The organism is Plantibacter sp. (assembly GCF_059073635.1).
This window is the reverse complement of sequence record NZ_JCACOF010000007.1, coordinates 313,370-332,326: the sequence shown is the minus strand read 5'-3', so window position 1 is coordinate 332,326 and position 18,957 is coordinate 313,370. Positions and strand designations below refer to the sequence as shown.

Below are 18,957 nucleotides of genomic sequence, written 5' to 3'. Positions count from 1 at the left end.
GCACCGGAGTGGGATCGAGGATCGTGGTGAACTCGAACAGGACGGGCTCGTCGGGGTGCATGATCACGCGCCGTTGAGCGATGCCTGCGCCCGGCGAGAGGAGGGTGAGCTCAGATGATCTGGCGGTTCGGAACCGGATGAGGATCGTGTAGTCCAGAGCGCCCACAGGGCAGAAGTACGCCAACTCATATGCGGACATCGGCGTCGTCCGGTGGGAAAAGCCGGGCTGCTCACTCAGCGGAGCGGGACGCCCCGGAGGCGGCGTTCTCCAGGGTGGTCGCCAGCAGTTCCAGAGCGGCCTCGACGGTCTTCATCACAACCGTTCTCGGATCGCCCGGGAACCAGCACTGCTGCACGGTTTCGTCGTGCTCAGTACGGACGGCGATGAACACGGTTCCGGCGCGCTGCCCTTCCTGTGGTCCCGGGCCCCCCGCGCCCGTGACCGCGACAGTCGCCGTGCTTGCGAGCACGCGCGCGCACCCTGACGCCATCCGCTGCGCGGCAGTCGCGGTGATGACCGGGCCTGGCGGAACACCGAGTACGTCGAACTTCACCTCGGGTCGGTAGGCCACGATTCCACCCGAGAACCACTCGCCTGCATCTGACGCGGCGCCGAGCGTCGACGCGATCGCCCCACTGGTCAGAGACTCGGCCACACCGACACGAATACCCCCTTGCAGCGCGGTGGCCGCTATGCGTTCCGCGAGCGTCTCACTCGGATTCTCCGTGCCGGCACTGTCCACGGTCTCCACGGGAATAGCGGAGCCGTCCATCGCGTCTCTGGCGAGTTCGTGAGGTGTCGGCACCGCAATCAGCTCGCCACCCTGTGCTGCGTTCTCCTTCGGATCCATGCCTCGCACGCTAACTTCAGGCCACACGCACCGCCAAGGCCTTGACCGCTCACGACCCACCGGGCAGCACCTGCTCGGACACACGAGACCGGATTCGGACTGTTCGGTCGACCTTGAGCGCTCCCTGGCGCTCGAACGGCACCTCCCGGTTACGGCTCTCGCCGCGGCTTCACCGTCGCTGGGCGCCGAGCAGCGCGGGTGAGATCCGTCGGTAGCCTGGACGGAGGATGACGCGTGTTTCGTCAAGGCGCGCAATGTCCTCCCAGTGCACGAGGAACGAGCCTCGGTGGTGCCAGCGAAGGACGCGGGCGATGAGCGCCGGCCGGCCGTCGTCGTGGCGCTCGTAGCCGAGGAACGAGCTACCGGTGTGGGGACTGACGATGAAGCCGACCAAGCGCGCGTCGGCGAGCGGGCCATGCGGGACGCCGTCGAGCACGAACCGGGCGTCAATGACGATGCCGACCGACCGCCCCTCGTCGTCGAGGACGCGCGAGCGCAGGACGTCACTCAGGATCATGGTGGCCTCCGGGAATGCGAGAGATGATGCGGTCGCGCACCCAACGCTCGACCCACGTCACGTCGAGCGTCGAGCCTGCCACGCCGAGGTGTATCGCGATGCCGATCTCCGCGATCCGGTCCCACGACACGCGATGGAACCGACTCGAGGGCGGACGTCCGCCGAATATCCGTGTGCCGAGGACGGGGCCGCTGAGGATCGACTCGATGACCGGCGCCGGCGTTTCCGAAGGGATCGACTCGCCGAAGGGGACGTCACTGAGTTCGAGGTCGTCGACGACCTGCACCGGGACACCGTCGCGGTCGAGTACTTGCCGGTCGAGGAGGTGCAGCCGGGCGTCGAGCACCTGTCCGGCGTACTGTTCGGCCGGTTCCAGCACCGGCAATGGTGCGTCGAAGCGCTTGGATCGGCGGGTCATGCTCCGGCTCCTGTCAGGATCATCAGGGGGATGGCTGCGATCGAGGCGACGAGGATGATCACCAGATAGACGAGCGCGAACGCGTTCGTCACCCTGCCGTTGCGCGCATCGCCCATGTACTGCTCGTCGTTGGCCACGATGAGGATCGGTAAGTAGGTGAGCGGCAGTGCGATCGCGGAGAACACCACCGAGTACTCCGTCACGAGGATCGGGTCGACACCGGTCGCCAGAACGGCGAGGCCGACGAGCAGACAGACGATCATCGCGACATGGAACCGCGCCGCCTCCGCCGGCTTCCGGAACTTGCCCCACGACCAGCCGAAGAACTGCGCCAGCGTGTAGCCACTCGACAGGGTCGTCTCGAGGGCCGCGCCGAACGTCGCTGCGACGATGCCGACGATCACGAACGCGACCGCGAGCTTGCCGCCGGCCTCCGCCACCGGGAGGACGATCTGCGACAGCGAGGACACTTCGATCCCACGGGGCAGCAGCACGATGGTGGCGCAGGCGGCGATCGCGACCGACAGCACACCGCCGAGGGGGAACCCGACGAGCACGTTGATGCGCGATTGCCCGATGTCCTTCTTCGTCCATTTCTCCTCGACCGCACCGGAGGAGAAGAAGAACACCTCGTAGGGCGTCATCGCCGCTCCGAAGAGAGCGACGGCGTAGTACCAGTACGCGCCCGCCGACTCGGAACCCGGCACGGACGGCGCGAACGCCTGCTCCGCGAGCTTCGACCAGTCCGGGCCGAGGAGGAACAGGGCGACGGCGAACACGATCAGGCAGAGACCTACGAGCCCGGTGACGTTCTCCATGATCGAGAACTTCACCCGCCAGATCACCAGCCAGACGGCGAACGCGGCGACCGGGATCCACAGGCCTGGAGACACGCTCGACGCGAGCTGCAGAGCGAGGGCGATACCGCCGATCTCGGCCGTGAGCGTGAGGAGGTTGATGAGGAACGACGCGCTCAGGTTGGCGAGCCCTGCTTTCGGCCCGAGGCGCTCCCGGATGATCTCGAACGTCGCCCGGCCACTCACCGCAGCGACGCGCCCGGACATCTGCGCGAACAGGCAGATGCCGACGACGCCGACGAGCACCACCCAGGCGAGCGACAGCCCGAACCGCGAGCCGACGACCGCGTTGGTGACGAGGTCTCCGATGTCGAGGAAGCCACCGATCGCGGTGAGGACACCGAGCGCGACACCGAGAACACGCTTCATCACACCGCTCACGAGAACGGCTCCCACCGCTCGCGGAGTTCGGCCGTCTGCTTCGCCGTCTGCTGCAACTGCTCCACGGTGTCGGGGAGGTCGTCGCCGGCCTGGAGTGCCGTGCGGGCGTCGTCGAGGACTGCGACGGCGTCCTGCAGCACGGCCGTGGCCTCACGCTTCGCATCCTGCTCGCGGCCGGTCTGAACCGGAGTCTCGCTCAGCTGCGTCGAGACGTCGTCGACCTCGGTGATCGCGTTCTCAAGCGTCGTCTCCGCGACGGGCGTGAAGGTGATGTCGGCGTCCGCCTGCTGGAGAGCAAGGGATGCCGTCTGCACGGCGGAATCAAGCTGCACCGCCGCCGCCCCGATCGCCGGGACCGCACCCCCCGAGCAGCCACTCAACACCACCACCATGGCGAGGGGAACGGCTACGGCACCGCCCCGAACCCAGACCGACGAGCGACCCCGCGCGATGTTTCGACGTCTCACATCCAGATTCACCAGCCAGACGGTACTCCTTCGTCGCTGCAACGCAAACGCCCTTGACACAAGCTCGATGACGCCGGAGGAGACATCGCTGATGGAGGTGATGTACTCCTCCCGGATCCGCGTGATCTCGCAGCCCAGGGCGGTACCCCCGGTGGGGTTCGAACCCACACTGCGGCGATTTTAAGTCGCCTGCCTCTGCCAGTTGGGCTACGGGGGCGTGCACCTCATCGTATCGAGGCGTCGAACGCCGAGAGGCGCATGCCCCGGCGGACCGGATGACATGCGCCTCTCGAGGAACGGAGCTGGGCTCCGGACCGGACTACTTGTTCGCGCTGACTTCCTCAGCGGGCGTCGCATAGGCCTGCTCGTCGTCGGCACCGGTCGGGGCGCCAGCAGCAGCAGGAGCCTCGGCAGCGCGAGGGGCCTCGGCGGCGGGCGCTGCGGCCTCGGCCGGGGCGGCCTTCGGCTTGCGCTTGACGGGAGCCTTGCGAGCGGGCTTCTCAGCCGCTGCGGGAGCCGCCGGAGCTGCTGCGGGGGCCGCAGCGTCTGCCGGGGGCTTCGGGCGCGACGCGAAGGTCTCGAAGGCCTCACGCGGGTTCTGCACGGCCGACAGGGAGACGATGTCGCGTCCCAGCCAGAAGTTGTTCCACCAGCCACCGAACACGCGGAACTTGCGCTCGAAGCTCGGCATGGCCAGCCCGTGGTACCCACGGTGCGCGAACCAGGCCGGGAGGCCCTTGATCGCGAGGTTGCCGGACTGGAAGACACCGACGCCGATGCCGAGACCGGCGACCGCACCCATGTTCTTGTGGAAGTAGTTCTTCGGCTCCTCGCCACGGAGGACCGCGGTGATGTTCTTCGCGAGCAGCTTGCCCTGACGGACGGCGTGCTGTGCGTTCGGCACGCAGAACCCGCCGACGCCACCACCGCTGAGGTCGGGGACGGCGGAGACGTCGCCGGCCGCCCAGGCGCCCTCGACGATGTCGTCGTCGGTGCCGACGCGGAGGTCGGCGCGGGTCTTGATGCGACCGCGCTCCTCGACGGGGAGGTCGCCACCGCGGACGACGCCCGGGTTCGCCATGACACCGGCGGTCCAGACGATGAGGTCGGACTCGAACGACTCACCGGTCGAGAGCTCGATCTTGCCGTCGACAGCCGACTGCAGCTGGGTGTCGAGGTGCACGAGCGCGCCGCGCTCGGCCAGGTTCTTGAGGACCCAGTGGCTCGTCTCGATCTTGACCTCGGGCATGATGCGACCCATGGCCTCGATGAGGTGGAAGTGCGTGTCCTCGAAGGAGAGCTGCGGGTAGAACTTCAGCAGCGAGCTCGCGAACGAACGCAGCTCGGCGAAGACCTCGATACCGGCGAAGCCGCCACCGACGACCGTGAAGGTCAGCAGGCGGTCGCGCTCGGGCCCGGCCGGCAGGTTCGCGGCCTTGTCGAAGTTGGAGAGCACGCGGTCGCGGATCGCGACGGCCTCTTCGATGGTCTTGAGACCGATCGCGGTGTCGGCGACACCGGGGATCGGGAAGGTGCGGGAGACGGCTCCGGCGGTGACGACGATGATGTCGTAGTCGACCTCCCAGGGCTCACCGACCTCAGGCGTGATGGTCGCCTTCTTCTCGGCGTGGTTGATGCCCGTGACCTTGGCGGTGATCACGTTGGTGTGCTTCAGGTGGCGACGCGGCGAGACGACCGCGTGACGCGGCTCGATGGAACCGGCGGCGACCTCCGGCAGGAAGGGCTGGTAGGTCATGTAGGGCAGCGGGTCGACCATGGTGACTTCGGCCTCACCACGACGAAGCTGCTTCTCGAGCTTCCATGCGGTGTAGAACCCGGCGTAACCACCACCGACGATCAGAATTTTGGGCACGGCGAACGATCTCCTACGTCAAGACGATTGGTTCAGATGAGTGTCTGAGAATATCGGAACAGAGTACTACTTCTGCAGCACCCGCTTGAAATGCCTGGTAGCGCCTATGACACCGAGCGTGACCAGGCTACCAGTTCCGAGGAGGAGCGCCAGTGGCAGCGAGCCGTAGAGCAGGGTGCTCGGCGTCGGGAGGAACGGGTTGGCGCGCACCTCGACGGCCTCGTTCTCCGGGATCGCCGGGGGTACCGGCTCCGGTGTCGGCGACGGCTGCTCGGCACCCGGATCGGGATCGGGGACCTGCGGTGCCCGTCGGTAGAGCGTGATCCAGTCGGACAGCTGCTGCTCCGGCGAGGTCGCCGCCGGGCCGACGGAACCGCTGACCGCCTTCGCGGCGTCGATCAGTCCTGCCCCGTAGATGGGGCTCTGTGCGGAGTCGCCCACCTGCTTCGCCGTTGCCGTCACGCGCTTGATGGCGTCGGCGGCGCTGAGCTCCGGCCAGGCGGAGCGGACGAGGGCCACGAGTCCGGAGACGATCGGTGCCGCCCCGCTCGTCCCCTGCCACTGCACGTAGGACCCGGCGGGCGTCACCCCGACGAGTTGCTCGCTCGGCGCAGCGACGGCGATCGTGATGCCCTGGCTCGAGGCGTCGAAGCTCGCCGACCCCGCGCGGTCCACACCGGCGACGGTCAGCACACCCGGGATCGTCGCCGGAGCACCGACCTCGACCGTCCCGCTCCCCCGGTTGCCCGCTGCAGCCACCACGACGACGTCGTGCGAGAAGGCGTAGAGGAAGGCGTCGTCCCAGCTCGTCGGCCAGTCGAGGCTGTTGCGCGTCAGCGACATGTTGATGACGTCCGCACCGTTGTCCACCGCCCACCGGACGGCGGTCGCGATCTGATCGTCCCAGGGGACGACGGCCGACCCGTCGGAGCCGAACCCGACCGAGACGGAGAGCAGGCGGGCCTCGGGCGCCACGCCGATGACCCCGGCACCGCCCGTGCGGCCACGACCGGCGATCATCGAGGCGACGAGCGTCCCGTGCTCGCTCCCCTCGGAACCCACCGGCGTCCGCCCGTCGGGACTCCCGAGCCCGGAGACGTCGACGCCACCCGCGACCGCCCCGGTCAACTCCGCCGGACCGCTCGCGATACCGGTGTCGATCACGGCGACGGTGACACCGGCGCCCTTCGTCGTCTCCCACGCCGTCGTGAAGCCGTAGTCACCGAGCCAGTACTGCATGTCGCGCACGGTGTCCGCCGACGCCGGGAGCGCCTGCGTCCCCACGAGCAGGAGCGCCAGAAGCATCGCGGACAGCGCCGACAGCGCACCTCGGAGGCCGCGCGGACGACGACGGTCTCCGCGTCGCGGTCCGTCACTCCCCCACAGGCGACCCCCGTCGCGTGCGGGGCCTATCCCTGCCCCGCCTGGCCGTCCGCGCATGCGCACACCTCGGGGCTCCAGCTCGCGCGGTCGAGCGCGAGGTCGCCGATGGGGTTGACGCCCGGACCAGCCGCGAGAGCGTGGCCGACGAGCGCGTGGAGGCACTTGACGCGCACCGGCATGCCGCCGGCGGAGATCCCGTCGATCTCGGCGACCTCGGCGATGGAGGTGCGGTCGGCGAGGTAGGCCGTGTGCGCGGTGGCGTAGTCGGCGCGGACCGCTTCGTCCTCGGCCAGAAGCTCGTTGTACTCGTTCATCACCTGGGTCGCCTCGAGCGAGGAGACCGCGGCCGTGGCGGCCGGGTGGGTCAGGTAGTAGAACGTGGGGAACGGCGTGCCGTCGGCCAGGCGAGGAGCGGTGGAGACGACGGTCGGGGCGCCGCAGACACAGCGCGCCGCGATGCCGACGACGTTTCGGGCCGGGCGTCCCAGTTGCGCCGACACGATCTCGACGTCGCGCTCGGAGACGGGGCCGAAGGGAGGGGTGCTCATGGTTCCATTATCGCCGGGTTCACCACTGCGTCCGGACGTCAGCCGCCGGCGGGAGGCGTCGTCTGCGTGGGAGCAGGGGTCTCGGTCGCGACCGGGGCCGGCGAGTAGCCGGTGGCGACGAGCGAGGACAGCAGGCCGTCGAGCCAGTCGGACTGCGAGTCGACGAGCGTGTCGCTCACGGGTGTCTCGGTGGTGGGCAACGAGGCCGGGTCGACGTCGTTGATGATGATGTAGCTGACCTCGCCGGGCAGGGCGTAGAACAGGCGGTCGCGCGCCTGCGTCATGACGTAGCTCTGGTCGTTCCAGCGCTCGCGTTCGGCCTGCTGCGCGTCCACCTGCTTCTGGGTGTCGGCGACACCGGCCTCCAGCGCGGCGATCTGCTGCCGCTGCTCGAGGAAGGTCTTGAGGTTCGGCGCGAGGACGACGACCCCGAGCACGAGGATCCCGAGGAGCAGGACGCTGAACCCGGACAGTCGCAGACTCCGCAACCAGCCGCCGGCGTCCGACTGGCGTACCGGGGCGGTGCGTGTCGAGCCGGTCCGGGAGCGCGGCGCCGAGGAACCGGCCGACGCTGATCGCGAGTGCCTTCGTCGTCGACCGCGGGGCTGTGCCTGCGGAGCGTGCGGGCTTCGCGGTGGCCCCCGCCGGGCGCTTGGACGACGAGGAGGCGCGCTTGGCGGAGGCATCCGCGGAGCTCGACCGGGGCTTCGACGCCGGTCGCTGCTTCGACGAGCCGGAGGACGAGGAGGACGCTGCTCCGCTGCCGGACGACGTGGGCTTCGACTCGCCGCCGGCCGGCATCGATGGCTTCTTCACAGGCGCCTCCCGCACACGACGAAGGCTCTCAGGGGTGCCGATCGGCACCCCTGAGAGCCTTCAGGTGACGATGCTTAGGCGGTGAACCGGGGGAAGGCGCTGCGGCCGGCGTAGACGGCTGCCTGGCCCAGCTCCTCTTCGATCCTCAGCAACTGATTGTACTTCGCGACCCGCTCGCTGCGCGCAGGCGCACCGGTCTTGATCTGGCCCGCGTTCGTGGCGACCGCGAGGTCGGCGATCGTGGTGTCCTCGGTCTCGCCGGAGCGGTGCGACAGGATCGTCGTGTAGCCGGAGCGCTGCGCGAGGGAGACCGCGTCGAGCGTCTCGGTGAGCGTCCCGATCTGGTTGACCTTGACGAGCAGCGAGTTCGCCGCACCCTTGGCGATGCCGTCGGCGAGACGCTTCGGGTTCGTGACGAACAGGTCGTCTCCGACGATCTGGACCTTGGAGCCGAGCTCGGGGGTGAGGTGGGCGTAGCCCGCCCAGTCGTCCTCGGCCAGCGGGTCCTCGATGGTGATGAGCGGGTAGTTCGCGACGAGGTCGGCGTAGTACGCGGTCATCTCGGTGCTGTTGAGCGCCTTGCCCTCGAACTGGTACGCGCCCTCCTTGTAGAACTCGCTGGAGGCGACGTCGAGGCCGAGCGCGATGTCGGTGCCGACCGTGAAGCCGGCCTGCTCGATGGCCTCGACGATGAAGTCGAGGGCCGCACGGTTGTGCTCGAAGTCGGGGGCGAAGCCACCCTCGTCGCCGAGGCCGGTCGCGAAGCCCTTCGACTTCAGCAGGCCCTTGAGCGTGTGGTAGGTCTCGGTGCCCCAGCGGAGCGCCTCACGGAAGCTCGGAGCGCCGATCGGGAGGATCATGAACTCCTGGATGTCGACGCCGGTGTCGGCGTGCGAGCCACCGTTGATGATGTTCATCATCGGGACCGGGAGGACGTGGGCGTTGGCGCCGCCGACGTAGCGGTAGAGCGACAGGTCTGCGGAGTCCGCAGCGGCACGGGCGACCGCGAGGCTCGCACCGAGGATCGCGTTCGCGCCCAGGCGGCTCTTGTTCTCGGTGCCGTCGAGCTCGATCATGGTGTGGTCGACGAGGCGCTGGTCGTCCGCCTCGATGCCCTCGAGTGCCGGGCCGATCTCGTCGAGGACGGCGTCGACCGCCTTCTCGACACCCTTGCCGAGGTAACGCGCGGCATCGCCGTCACGCAGCTCGTACGCTTCGAACGCACCGGTCGATGCGCCGGACGGGACTGCTGCACGGCTGACCGTGCCGTCTTCCAGGAGCACCTCGACCTCGACGGTCGGGTTGCCTCGGGAGTCGAGAATTTCGCGAGCGCCTACTGCCTCGATGAGTGCCACTGATGTTCTCCTTGTGGGGATTGGGACGTGGGACGGGTACGACGGCCGCCCGCGCTCAGTCTAGTGACATCGGCTGAACGGGCGCAGAGCCGCGGATCGTCGCCCGAGGCGCGCGGTCAGCGGTCGAGCCGGAAGCTCGACACGATGCCGTGGTGGTCGCTGCCCTCGGCGTCGCCGACGGCGTTGTGGGTCGCGGTCATGCCGCGGACGAAGACGTGGTCGAGTCGCATGAGCGGTGTCCCGGCCGGCCAGGTGAGTCCGAAGCCGCCCTCGCTCTGGTTGGGCTCCGACACCTCGCTCTGGAGTGCGGCGAGCGCCCGGTCGGAGGCGGAGGCGTTGAAGTCACCCATGACGACGATCCGATCACGGGTGTTCGCCGCGACGGTGTCGGCCAACTCCGCGAGCATCACGTCCCGCTCGGCGTGGGCACCCGGACGCGCGGAGTCGGCGTGGATCACGTAGACGCTCACGGCTCCGGACGGGGTGTCGACGACGGCGTTGATCGCCCGGTACCAGTCGAGGCCGAGCTTCAGCCCGACCGAGTCGGCGATCGGATAGCGGCTCCAGAGACCCACCGTCCCCGTGAGCACGGAGTACGGGTACTGCTCGTCGAGCGTCGCGGCGAGCGGTTCGCGGTCGTGGTCCTCGATCTCCTGGAGCGCGATGAGATCCGCCCCACTGGCCTGGAGGGAAGCCGCGATGACCGCGGGGTCGCCCTCCGGCCCGAGGTTCTGGCTGGCGACCGTGAGGGAGGCTTCGGCAGGGACCGCCGAACGTGCGTCACCCATGGGGACGACGCCGGGGCCGAACAGGAAGGCCCAGACGAGCGTCGGCGCGAGGAGACCGATGACGGCGCCCGGCGTGCGGGCGACGAGGAGGACGAGGAAGAGCACCGGCAGCACGACCCACGTCCACGGCAGGGCGTTGTCCCAGACGAGTCCGAGGCCGAGGATGTCGGGGACGAGGGCGTGGGCGGCCGTCAGCAGGGCGAGCGGGACACCGACGGCCAGCGCGAGCGTGGTCGCCCGGCGCCGTGCGAGGCTCACCCGGCGGCGCGTGGGACCGGTCGACTCCGGCGCGCGCCGAGGGCGCGCTGCAGGGGCCATGACGCTCATCGGGGGAACCAGTTCTTCGATCGGGGGCAGAGCGGACGGATCGCTCGTGGGAGGGGATCCGGCCGAATGCTCCATCCTGCACCGACGAGCTGGGCAGCGGCTCGGAAGCGCGCCGAGGAGCGGGAAGCGGGTGCGGGAATCGTCAGTCGAGCGCTTTGAACTCGAGCGACTCGAGGGTCGAGTCGGCCGAGACGAACGCGAAGGCGCCGAAGCCGGCTGCCGACACGCGGTCGAGGAGGGCCTTGAGGTTCTTCACGCGGGCTTCGAGGCGCACCCGACGCCCCTGGGCGACGAGCTTGGCCTTCAACGCCACGAGCGTCACGGGAGGCACGTCGCGGTCGTGCACGAGCACGACGGCATCCGCGGCCGCGCCCGCGGGGAGCTCGATGAGGTCGACGATGCGCTCGAAGCCGATCGAGAACCCGACCGCCGGCACGTCCTGGCCGAGGAAACGCCCGATCATGCCGTCGTAGCGACCGCCGCCGCCGAGCGAGTACCCGAGGTCGGGGTGCGCGATCTCGAAGATGGCGCCGGTGTAGTACCCCATGCCCCGCACCAGGAAGGGGTCGAACACGAGCGGGTTCGCGAAGGGGTCGGCCGGCTGGCCCTGGAGGGAGGTGGCCGCGGCGACGGCCTTCCCGAGTGCGTCGAGCTCCGCGACGACGGCGTCGTCCGCACCGAGCGGCAGCGCCTTGCGGATCGCCCGCTCGCCGAAGGTGTTGAACTCCATCGTCTGCGGACGGGAGAAGAAGGCCTCGAGTGCGTCGACGGCGGTGGCGTCGACGCCACGGTCGCGCAGTTCGGCGACCACGCCCTGCTGACCGATCTTGTCGAGCTTGTCGATCGTGATGAGCACCTGCGCGTGCTCGTCGGCGGGGAAGCCCAGCGACTCGAGCATGCCGATGAGGAGTCGGCGGTCGTTGATCCGCACGCTGCAGCCGGTGATGCCGAGCTCCGCGAGGGCCCCGAGGGTCGCGATGATGAGCTCGGTCTCGGCGAGGTTCGAGGACTCTCCGATGATGTCGATGTCGCACTGCACGAACTGGCGGTACCGGCCCTGCTGCGGCCGTTCGCCGCGCCAGACCGGAGCGATCTGGATCGAGCGGAACACCGGCGGGAGCTCGGCCCGGTGCGTCGCGTAGAACCGGGCGAGCGGCACGGTGAGGTCGAAGCGCAGGCCGAGGTCGGTGAGTTCGGTCTGGTTGTCCGCCGCGGCCACGATGGCCTCCGGGGTGAGCTTGCGCCGGAGGATGTTGAACGCCATCTTCTCGTTGTCGCCGCCGAGCCCGGAGTGCAGCCGGTCGTACTCCTCCACCACGGGCGTCTCGATCTCGTCGAAGCCGTGTGCGGTGAAGACCCGACGGATGGTGCCCAGCGCGTGCTCCCGACGGGCCTTGTCGGCGGGGAGGAAATCGCGCATGCCGCGCGGCGGGTTCACTGGAGCTGCCATGCCTCAATTCTGGCATGGCGGGGAACCGGCTCCGCGAGCCGACGCCTGGCGACCCCTCGCTCAGCCGTCCGTCGGGGACGCCACCGGACGCTCGGCGTCCTGCACTCGCGCGCTCAACCGACGGACGGCACCCCGGAGCGCCCGTTCCGCGTCGAGCCCGTTCGCCCGTGCTGCGGCAACGACGGCGAGGAGCTGCTCCCCCAGGGCGTCCTCGTCGTCCACGACATCGGCGTCGACCGTCGGGCCCACCCCGAGCGGCACGGCCCTGCCCAGCACCTTGTCGGCGAGGGCGAGCGACGGCATCCCCTGCGGGATCCCCTCGAGCGCGCTGCTGCGCTTCGCCTTCTCCTCGGCCTTCGCAGCGTTCCACACGCGCACCACGTCCTCCGGGGTCGGCGCTGCTTCGTCGCCGAACACGTGTGGGTGACGGTGGACCATCTTGCGGGTGACGGCCTCGGCGACGTCGTCGAAGTCGAACGGTGCATCGGCGTCACGGGACGCGATCTCCGCATGGAAGACGACCTGCCACAGCACGTCGCCGAGTTCCTCGACGAGTTCGTCGCGCGTCCCGGCCTCGACCGCTTCGACGAGCTCGTAGCTCTCCTCGATGAGGTACGGCACGAGCATGTCGTGGTCGATGCCCTGCGTCCAGACGCAGCGGTCGCGGATCTGCCGCATGGCGTCGACGAGGCGCTCAGTGGAGGTGTCGCCGACGGGCTCGCTGCTCACCGACGGGCTCCCCACGGGCGGCGGTCGTCGGTGCTGCCGGTCCTCGAGATCAGTCGCGCGATCCGGTCGCGCGCTTCGGTGAAGGGCGGGTAGACGAGCGACAGCGTGTCCGGGGACAGCGGCTTGGAGAACACCGCCTTCGCGTGACTGAACGTGTCGAAGGAATGGCGACCGTGATACGCGCCCATCCCGCTTGCCCCGACGCCGCCGAACGGCAGACCCGGCACGAGGAGGTGCGCGGCCGGCACACCGAACGCCAACGCGCCCGAGGAGGTGTCGCGCGTGAACCGCTTCCGCGTGGCGCGGTCGTCGCTGAAGACGTAGAGCGCGAGCGGCTTCTCCCCTGCCCGGATGTGCGCGATGGCCTGTTCGAGCCCGGACACGTGGAGGATCGGCAGGATCGGACCGAAGATCTCCTCCTGCATGATCGACGCCGTAGCGTCGACGCCGTTCACGACCGTCGGGGCGATGTACCGCTCCGAGGCGTCGACCCCGCCGCCGAGGGCCGGTTCGAGACCGTCGAGCAGACCGCTGACCCGGGCGAAGTGCTTGTCGGAGATGATGCGGCCGTAGTCGGCACTGTCGGCGGGGTCGGGGCCGTAGAGGGCTGCGATCGCGTCGCGCAGGTACGGGACGAGCCGATCGGCGACCGACCGCGTCGCGAGCAGGTAGTCGGGGGCGACGCAGGTCTGGCCGGCGTTCATGAGCTTGCCCCAGACGATCCGGCGGGCCGCGTCCGCGAGGTCCACGGTGTCGTCGACGTACACCGGCGACTTCCCGCCGAGTTCCAGGGTGATCGGGGTCAGATGCTCCGCCGCGGCCCGGGCGACGACCTTGCCCACGGCGGCGCCACCCGTGTAGAAGATGTGGTCGAACCGCTCGGCGAGGAGGGCGGTGGCGACCTCCGCATCGCCCTCGACCACCGCGACGGCACGGTCGTCGAGGTACTCCGGGAGGAGGCGCGCGAGTGCGGCGCTCGTGGCGGGGGCGAGCTCGCTGGGCTTCAGCAGGACGGCGTCACCCGCGGCGAGCGCCCCGATGACGGGACCGATGCAGAGCTGGACCGGATAGTTCCACGGGCCGATGACGAGGACGACGCCGACCGGTTCCGCCACGACCGATGCCGACGCCGGGGCGAGGGTGAGTGGCACCGCGACGCGTCGGGGCCGCACCCAGCGCTTCAGGTGCTTCAGCGTGTGATCGATCTCGCCGACGAGGAGGCCGATCTCGGTGATCTGCGCCTCGGTGCCGCTCTTGCCCAGGTCGGTCGCCAGCGCCCGCTCGAGCTCGCCGCCGCGTTCGAGGAGCAGTTGCTTCAGCGCACGGAGCTGGCGGAGCCGCCAGGCGACGGGCTTCGTGGTGCCGCGGTCGAAGGTCTGTCGGAGCCGGGCCACGGCGTCGGCCACGACCACCTTCGGCTCCTGCTTCGTCCGGATGCTGGTCGCCATGGGTTCCTCCGACTCGACGGGATCGTGGGCACCAGCATACGTCCGTCCGCAGACCGACGGCCTGGCCCGGCGACCGGCTACCCGACGCCTGGAGTCGCGAGGAAGCGGTCGACGTCCGCGGCGATCTCGCGGGACTTCGTGTGGTGCAGGTAGTGGTCGGCGTCGAGCGGCACGACCTCTCCTCGGTCGACGCTCGCAGCCTGCTCCTCATGGAGCGGCAGCCACCCCGCCACCGTCGGGTTGTCCCGCTGGGCGAAGAGCAGCACCGGGAGGTCTGCCGGGAAGGTCTTCCCCTTCGCCGCTCGGAAGTTCGCCGCGATGCGCGACATCTCGTCCGACGACGTCGCACTCGAGGTGTTGCGCAGCGAGATCATCCCGAGCTGCTCACGCGTGTGCTGGTCGTACGGCGGATCCGGGTACGGGTCGCCCGACAGCGCCGTGACGACCCGGGTGATGCCGAGTGCCTTCGCCGCACGCAGGGCGTCGACCGGCAGCGCGGCGTCCATGCCCGGCTGATCGGGCACGCTGCTGTCGATGCCGACGAACGCCGTCACCTCGTCGCGGAACCGCTCGACGTAGTCCAGCGCATAGATCCCCGCGATGGAGTGCCCCATCAACACGTACCGGTCGATGCCGAGCCCGGCGACCGCCTCGTGGATCTCGGAGACGATGTTCTCGGTCGTTCGCGGCACGTCGGTCTGGTCGCTCAGCCCGTATCCGAAGGGCTCGACCACGACCACCCGGTACGACGACGAGAGCTCCCCGACGAGCGGCGAGAAGTCGAGCACGGGCGAACCGGTACCGAAGCCGGGCAGGAGGACGATCGTCTGGTCTCCCTCCCCCGTCACCGACACGTTCATGCGTTTGCCGTCGACCTCGACCCGCTGCCCGTACTCCTCGATGCGCGTTGCCTCGGAAGCCGATGCGGCGGTGTTGACGATGGTGGTCGTGAGGAGCCCGGCGAGCACGAGCGCGACGAGCGCCACGACCCCGGTGAGGACGATGCGGAGGAACTTCTTCATCCCTCCACGCTAGGGATGGACGACGGCCGTCGGATCGGCCGCGGGTACCGACGCCGTCGTCCCGCGGGCCCATCTGCGGCTGCCCGCTAGGACGACGTCGAGCCCTCCGGCAGCGGGTAGATCGCGTTCAGGAACTGCTGCACCCAGGCGATGAGGTCGGTGTCGGCCAGCGGTTCGTCGCCGACGCGCGGCAACGGCACGATGACGGTGTTCGTCTGGGCCAGGTACTTCGCGCCGGGATACATGCGTCGCAGCCGCGTCTGGATGGAGTCGGGGAGGTCGGCGGGCGTGACCCGCAGGTTCGGTCCGACGGCGATGAGGTCGCTGAGTCCCGAGCGCTGCGCACGCTGACGGAGCCGCGACACGGCGATGAGCGTGCTCACCTGCGCCGGCGGCTCGCCGTATCGGTCGGTGAGTTCGTCGATCACGAGGTCGATCTGGCCGTCCTTGGCCGCAGGTCCGGACGCGGCCGACAGCTTCTGGTAGGCCTCCAGCCGCAGCCGCTCGCTGTCGACGTACTCCTCGGGGATGTGCGCGTCGACGGGCAGTTCGAGCCGCAGCTCGGTCTGCCCCTCGGCGACGTCGCCACGGAAGGTGGACACGGCCTCGCCGATCATGCGGAGATAGAGGTCGAAGCCGACGCCCGCGATGTGGCCGGCCTGCTCACCGCCGAGCATGTTGCCGGCGCCACGGATCTCGAGGTCCTTCAGGGCGACCTGCATGCCGCTGCCGAGCTCGTTGTTCGCCGCGATGGTCGAGAGCCGGTCGTGGGCGGTCTCGGAGAGCGGCTTGTGCTCGTCGTAGAGGAAGTACGCGTAGGCGCGCTCGCGGCCGCGACCGACACGACCCCGCAGCTGGTGCAGCTGGCTCAGGCCGTACTTGTCGGCGCGGTCGATGATGATCGTGTTCGCGTTCGAGATGTCGAGGCCGGTCTCGATGATCGTCGTGCAGACGAGGACGTCGAAACGGCGCTCCCAGAAGTCGACCACGACCTGTTCGAGCGCGGCCTCGCCGAGCTGCCCGTGGGCGATGGCGATGCGCGCCTCGGGGACGAGCTCCGCGAGGTCCGCCGCGACGCGGCTGATGGACGAGACCCGGTTGTGCACGAAGAAGATCTGGCCCTCGCGCAGGAGCTCGCGCCGGATCGCCGCACCGACCTGCTTGCCGTTGTACGGACCGACGAAGGACAGGATCGGGTGGCGGTCCTCCGGTGGGGTCGCAAGCGTGGACATCTCCCGGATGCCGGTGACCGCCATCTCGAGCGTGCGCGGGATCGGGGTCGCGCTCATCGCCAGGATGTCGACGTTCGTCTTCAGCTTCTTGAGGGCGTCCTTGTGCTCGACACCGAACCGCTGCTCCTCATCGATGATGACGAGGCCGAGGTCCTTGAACTGCACCTTGTCGGTCAGCAGACGGTGCGTCCCGATGATGACGTCGACCGTGCCGTCGGCGAGTCCGGCGAGCGCCTCCCGCGCCTCCTTGTCGGACTGGAACCGGCTGAGCGGCCGCAGGTGCACGGGGAACCCGGCGAACCGCTCCTGGAAGGTCTCGAAATGCTGCTTGACGAGCAGGGTGGTCGGCACGAGCATCGCGACCTGCTTGCCGTCCTGGACGGCCTTGAACGCGGCACGGACGGCGACCTCGGTCTTCCCGAACCCCACGTCGCCGGAGAGGAGGCGGTCCATCGGGATCTCGCGCTCCATGTCGGCCTTGACCTCGTCGATGGTCTGCAGCTGGTCGGGGGTCTCCGCGAACGGGAACGCCTCCTCGAGCTCGCGCTGCCACGGGGTGTCCGGACCGAAGGCGTGCCCCTTCGACGCCATGCGCGCCGAATAGAGCTTGACCAGCTCGACGGCGATGTCGCGGACGGCCTTGCGCGCCTTGCTCTTCGCCTGCGACCAGTCGCTGCCGCCCATCTTGCTGAGCTGCGGAGCCTCGCCGCCCACGTAGCGGGTGAGGAGGTCGAGCTGGTCCGTGGGGACGAGCAGCTTGTCGCCCGGGTAGCCGCGCTTGGAGGGTGCGTACTCGAGCACGAGGTACTCGCGGGTGCTCTTCACCGGGTTGCGTCCACCGCTCGAGACCTCGCGCTGGGTCATCTCGACGAACTTGCCGATGCCGTGGGTCTGGTGCACGACGAAGTCGCCGGACCGGAGCTGCATCGGGTCGACGACGTTCTTGCGTCGGGTGGCGAGCTTCTTGACCAGGCGCGAGTCGTACCCGGCGGTGCGTCCGTAGAACTCGGTCTCGCCGAGCAGCATGAGCTTCGACGTCTCCAGCTCGAAGCCGCCCTCGACGTCGGCCTGCAGCAGGTAGGCGACCCCGGGCTCCGGGTCGGCCGGCAGCTCGTCGACCATGCGGGCCGCGATCTCGTGCTCGGCGAGGACGTCCGCCGCACGCTCGACGAGACCGACCCCGCGGGCGGCGACGATGACCGTCCACCCCTCGCGGATGCGGTCGGCGACGTGTTCGATGGCGCCCTCGACGTTGCCGTGGAAGCTCGGCACGGTGTCGCCGTCGACCGTGACGGTGAGGAGCTCGTCGAGTTCGAGGTGCTCCGGGAGCGTCTCGACGTCGGGGCCGGCGCGGAAGCCGCTGAACGTCCACCACGGGTGGTCGGGCGCCGGCTGGCCGGGAGCGCTGAAGGTGACGGACTCCTTCAGGGCGCCCAGCGAGATGAAGTCGCCGGAGGCGAGGTCGATCGGCGCGTTCGCACCGACGGTCGCGGCGCTCCATGCGGCGGCGAGGAACTCGCGGTTCGTCTCGGCGAGGCTGATCGACCTCGTGACGACGCGCTCCGGCGAGACGACGGCGATGGCCGCTCCATCCGGCAGGTAATGGGTGATCGGGACGAGGCGGTCGACGAGGGCCGGGGAGAGCGACTCCATGCCCTCCACCGCGATGCCCTCCGCGATCTTCTCGAGGATCCCGGTGAGGCTCGGGAACTCGTGCTGCATCTCCGCGGCGCGCTGCCGGACGGCCGGGCTGAGGAGCAGCTCACGGGACGGCGGCAGGCGGATCGCGTCGACCGGCTCGGGCAGCGAACGCTGGTCGGCGACCGAGAACGCCCGGATGCCGTCGACCTCGTCGCCGAAGAACTCGACCCGGTACGGGTGGTCGGCGACCGGCGGGAAGACGTCGAGGATGCCACCGCGCAACGCGAACTCACCACGCCGCGACACCATGTCGACCCGGGTGTACGCGAGTTCGACGAGTCGCAGCGCGATCGCGGCGAGGTCGTGTCCGCGACCGCCCTGGACGAGTTCGATCGGAGCGGTCTCGGTGAGGTTGTCGGCCACGGGCTGCAGCGCGGCGCGCACCGACGCGACGAGGAGGAACGGCCGCTCCCCCGTCCAGGCGCCGAGCCGCCGCAGCGCCTCCAGGCGTCGGCCGACGATCTCGGCGCTCGGGCTGAGGCGCTCGTGCGGCAGGGTCTCCCAGGCCGGGAACTCGACGATCTCGGCCTCGGGCATGAGGTCGCTGAGCGCGGAGCGGAGCCGCTCGGAGTCGCGGCCGGTCGCGGTGACGACGAGGGCCGCCTGGGCGGCACCCTGCCGACCGCGCTCGTCCATGAGCGCCGCGAGGAGCGGTGCACGCAGCCCGTCGATCACGGAGAAGTCCGCGCTCTTGCCCGCGTACGCGAGGGCATCGTCGATCGTTGCGGCGCGCCGAAGCGCGTGAGTCAAACCCTGAAGCGTCACCGGGACAGCCTACGCCGAGCCACCGACAC

17 protein-coding genes and 1 tRNA gene are annotated in these 18,957 nt (G+C 69.7%); 1 reads left to right on the top strand and 17 read right to left on the bottom strand.

The annotated features are described in order from the left end of the window. Positions 1-230: 230 nt before the first annotated feature. The 10 genes from AC5JOC_RS06835 to AC5JOC_RS06790 form a co-directional block, all read right to left on the bottom strand. Positions 231-851, bottom strand: coding sequence for a CinA family protein (locus tag AC5JOC_RS06835; protein WP_494245876.1), 621 nt, complete (start codon positions 849-851; stop codon positions 231-233). Positions 852-1,020: 169 nt separating this feature from the next. Next, positions 1,021-1,368 carry a PRC-barrel domain-containing protein gene (locus AC5JOC_RS06830; protein ID WP_494245874.1) on the bottom strand — a complete coding sequence of 116 codons (348 nt, stop codon included), beginning with the start codon at positions 1,366-1,368 and terminating at the stop codon, positions 1,021-1,023. After that, positions 1,355-1,786, bottom strand: a complete 432-nt coding sequence (locus AC5JOC_RS06825; protein ID WP_079705479.1) for a hypothetical protein — start codon at positions 1,784-1,786, stop codon at positions 1,355-1,357. The genes AC5JOC_RS06830 and AC5JOC_RS06825 overlap by 14 nt, the downstream gene beginning before the upstream one ends. Beyond that, positions 1,783-3,012, bottom strand: coding sequence for an NRAMP family divalent metal transporter (locus AC5JOC_RS06820; RefSeq protein WP_079705478.1), 1,230 nt, complete (start codon positions 3,010-3,012; stop codon positions 1,783-1,785). Before AC5JOC_RS06820 ends, AC5JOC_RS06825 begins: the two co-directional genes overlap by 4 nt. 8 nt (positions 3,013-3,020) lie before the next feature. Next, complete coding sequence (locus AC5JOC_RS06815) at positions 3,021-3,659, bottom strand: hypothetical protein (RefSeq protein ID WP_494245871.1); 639 nt, start codon at positions 3,657-3,659, stop codon at positions 3,021-3,023. Continuing rightward, a tRNA-Leu gene (locus AC5JOC_RS06810) sits at positions 3,635-3,708 on the bottom strand. Before AC5JOC_RS06810 ends, AC5JOC_RS06815 begins: the two co-directional genes overlap by 25 nt. A gap of 102 nt (positions 3,709-3,810) precedes the next feature. Continuing rightward, positions 3,811-5,364, bottom strand: a complete 1,554-nt coding sequence (locus tag AC5JOC_RS06805; RefSeq protein ID WP_494245869.1) for an NAD(P)/FAD-dependent oxidoreductase — start codon at positions 5,362-5,364, stop codon at positions 3,811-3,813. A 66-nt stretch (positions 5,365-5,430) separates the two neighbouring features. Beyond that, entirely contained in the window at positions 5,431-6,669 is a 1,239-nt protein-coding gene (locus AC5JOC_RS06800) for a S8 family serine peptidase (RefSeq protein WP_159878167.1), read from the bottom strand. 104 nt (positions 6,670-6,773) lie between these two features. After that, on the bottom strand, positions 6,774-7,295 hold the full coding sequence (locus AC5JOC_RS06795; RefSeq protein ID WP_124768964.1) for a DUF501 domain-containing protein: 522 nt from the start codon (positions 7,293-7,295) through the stop codon (positions 6,774-6,776). Positions 7,296-7,333: 38 nt separating this feature from the next. After that, a complete protein-coding gene (locus AC5JOC_RS06790) occupies positions 7,334-7,783 on the bottom strand; it encodes a septum formation initiator family protein (RefSeq protein ID WP_064296468.1) in 450 nt (149 codons plus the stop codon). Positions 7,784-7,968: 185 nt separating this feature from the next. Between AC5JOC_RS06790 and AC5JOC_RS06785 the strand changes: the two genes are divergently transcribed. Beyond that, the gene (locus AC5JOC_RS06785; protein ID WP_494245866.1) at positions 7,969-8,196 is read left to right on the top strand and encodes a hypothetical protein; all 228 of its coding nucleotides are present in this window, start codon (positions 7,969-7,971) and stop codon (positions 8,194-8,196) included. Here AC5JOC_RS06785 and eno read toward each other — a convergent pair. From eno to mfd, 7 genes are all read right to left on the bottom strand, one after another. Next, the gene (gene eno, locus AC5JOC_RS06780) at positions 8,186-9,466 is read right to left on the bottom strand and encodes a phosphopyruvate hydratase (RefSeq protein WP_056007454.1); all 1,281 of its coding nucleotides are present in this window, start codon (positions 9,464-9,466) and stop codon (positions 8,186-8,188) included. The genes AC5JOC_RS06785 and eno overlap by 11 nt on opposite strands. A gap of 116 nt (positions 9,467-9,582) precedes the next feature. Beyond that, the gene (locus AC5JOC_RS06775) at positions 9,583-10,512 is read right to left on the bottom strand and encodes an endonuclease/exonuclease/phosphatase family protein (protein WP_124768962.1); all 930 of its coding nucleotides are present in this window, start codon (positions 10,510-10,512) and stop codon (positions 9,583-9,585) included. Between the two features lie 211 nt (positions 10,513-10,723). Next, positions 10,724-12,031 (bottom strand): histidine--tRNA ligase, encoded by a 1,308-nt coding sequence (gene hisS / locus AC5JOC_RS06770; RefSeq protein ID WP_494245863.1) that lies wholly within the window; start codon positions 12,029-12,031, stop codon positions 10,724-10,726. A 60-nt stretch (positions 12,032-12,091) separates the two neighbouring features. Further along, on the bottom strand, positions 12,092-12,760 hold the full coding sequence (locus AC5JOC_RS06765) for a nucleoside triphosphate pyrophosphohydrolase (RefSeq protein WP_494245862.1): 669 nt from the start codon (positions 12,758-12,760) through the stop codon (positions 12,092-12,094). Then, positions 12,757-14,208 carry an aldehyde dehydrogenase family protein gene (locus tag AC5JOC_RS06760; protein WP_494245860.1) on the bottom strand — a complete coding sequence of 484 codons (1,452 nt, stop codon included), beginning with the start codon at positions 14,206-14,208 and terminating at the stop codon, positions 12,757-12,759. The genes AC5JOC_RS06765 and AC5JOC_RS06760 overlap by 4 nt, the downstream gene beginning before the upstream one ends. 77 nt (positions 14,209-14,285) lie before the next feature. Further along, positions 14,286-15,230, bottom strand: a complete 945-nt coding sequence (locus tag AC5JOC_RS06755) for an alpha/beta fold hydrolase (protein WP_430891494.1) — start codon at positions 15,228-15,230, stop codon at positions 14,286-14,288. 86 nt (positions 15,231-15,316) lie between these two features. Then, positions 15,317-18,928, bottom strand: coding sequence for a transcription-repair coupling factor (gene mfd, locus AC5JOC_RS06750; RefSeq protein ID WP_494245859.1), 3,612 nt, complete (start codon positions 18,926-18,928; stop codon positions 15,317-15,319). Positions 18,929-18,957 lie beyond the last annotated feature (29 nt).

Coding starts and splice junctions, on each gene's coding strand:
- hisS (WP_494245863.1), bottom strand. CDS start 12,031: ATGGCAGCTCCAGTGAACCCGCCGCGCGGCATGCGCGATTTCCTCCCC.
- AC5JOC_RS06825 (WP_079705479.1), bottom strand. CDS start 1,786: ATGACCCGCCGATCCAAGCGCTTCGACGCACCATTGCCGGTGCTGGAA.
- AC5JOC_RS06800 (WP_159878167.1), bottom strand. CDS start 6,669: ATGCTTCTGGCGCTCCTGCTCGTGGGGACGCAGGCGCTCCCGGCGTCG.
- AC5JOC_RS06760 (WP_494245860.1), bottom strand. CDS start 14,208: ATGGCGACCAGCATCCGGACGAAGCAGGAGCCGAAGGTGGTCGTGGCC.
- AC5JOC_RS06795 (WP_124768964.1), bottom strand. CDS start 7,295: ATGAGCACCCCTCCCTTCGGCCCCGTCTCCGAGCGCGACGTCGAGATC.
- AC5JOC_RS06755 (WP_430891494.1), bottom strand. CDS start 15,230: ATGAAGAAGTTCCTCCGCATCGTCCTCACCGGGGTCGTGGCGCTCGTC.
- AC5JOC_RS06830 (WP_494245874.1), bottom strand. CDS start 1,368: ATGATCCTGAGTGACGTCCTGCGCTCGCGCGTCCTCGACGACGAGGGG.
- AC5JOC_RS06835 (WP_494245876.1), bottom strand. CDS start 851: ATGGATCCGAAGGAGAACGCAGCACAGGGTGGCGAGCTGATTGCGGTG.
- AC5JOC_RS06820 (WP_079705478.1), bottom strand. CDS start 3,012: ATGAAGCGTGTTCTCGGTGTCGCGCTCGGTGTCCTCACCGCGATCGGT.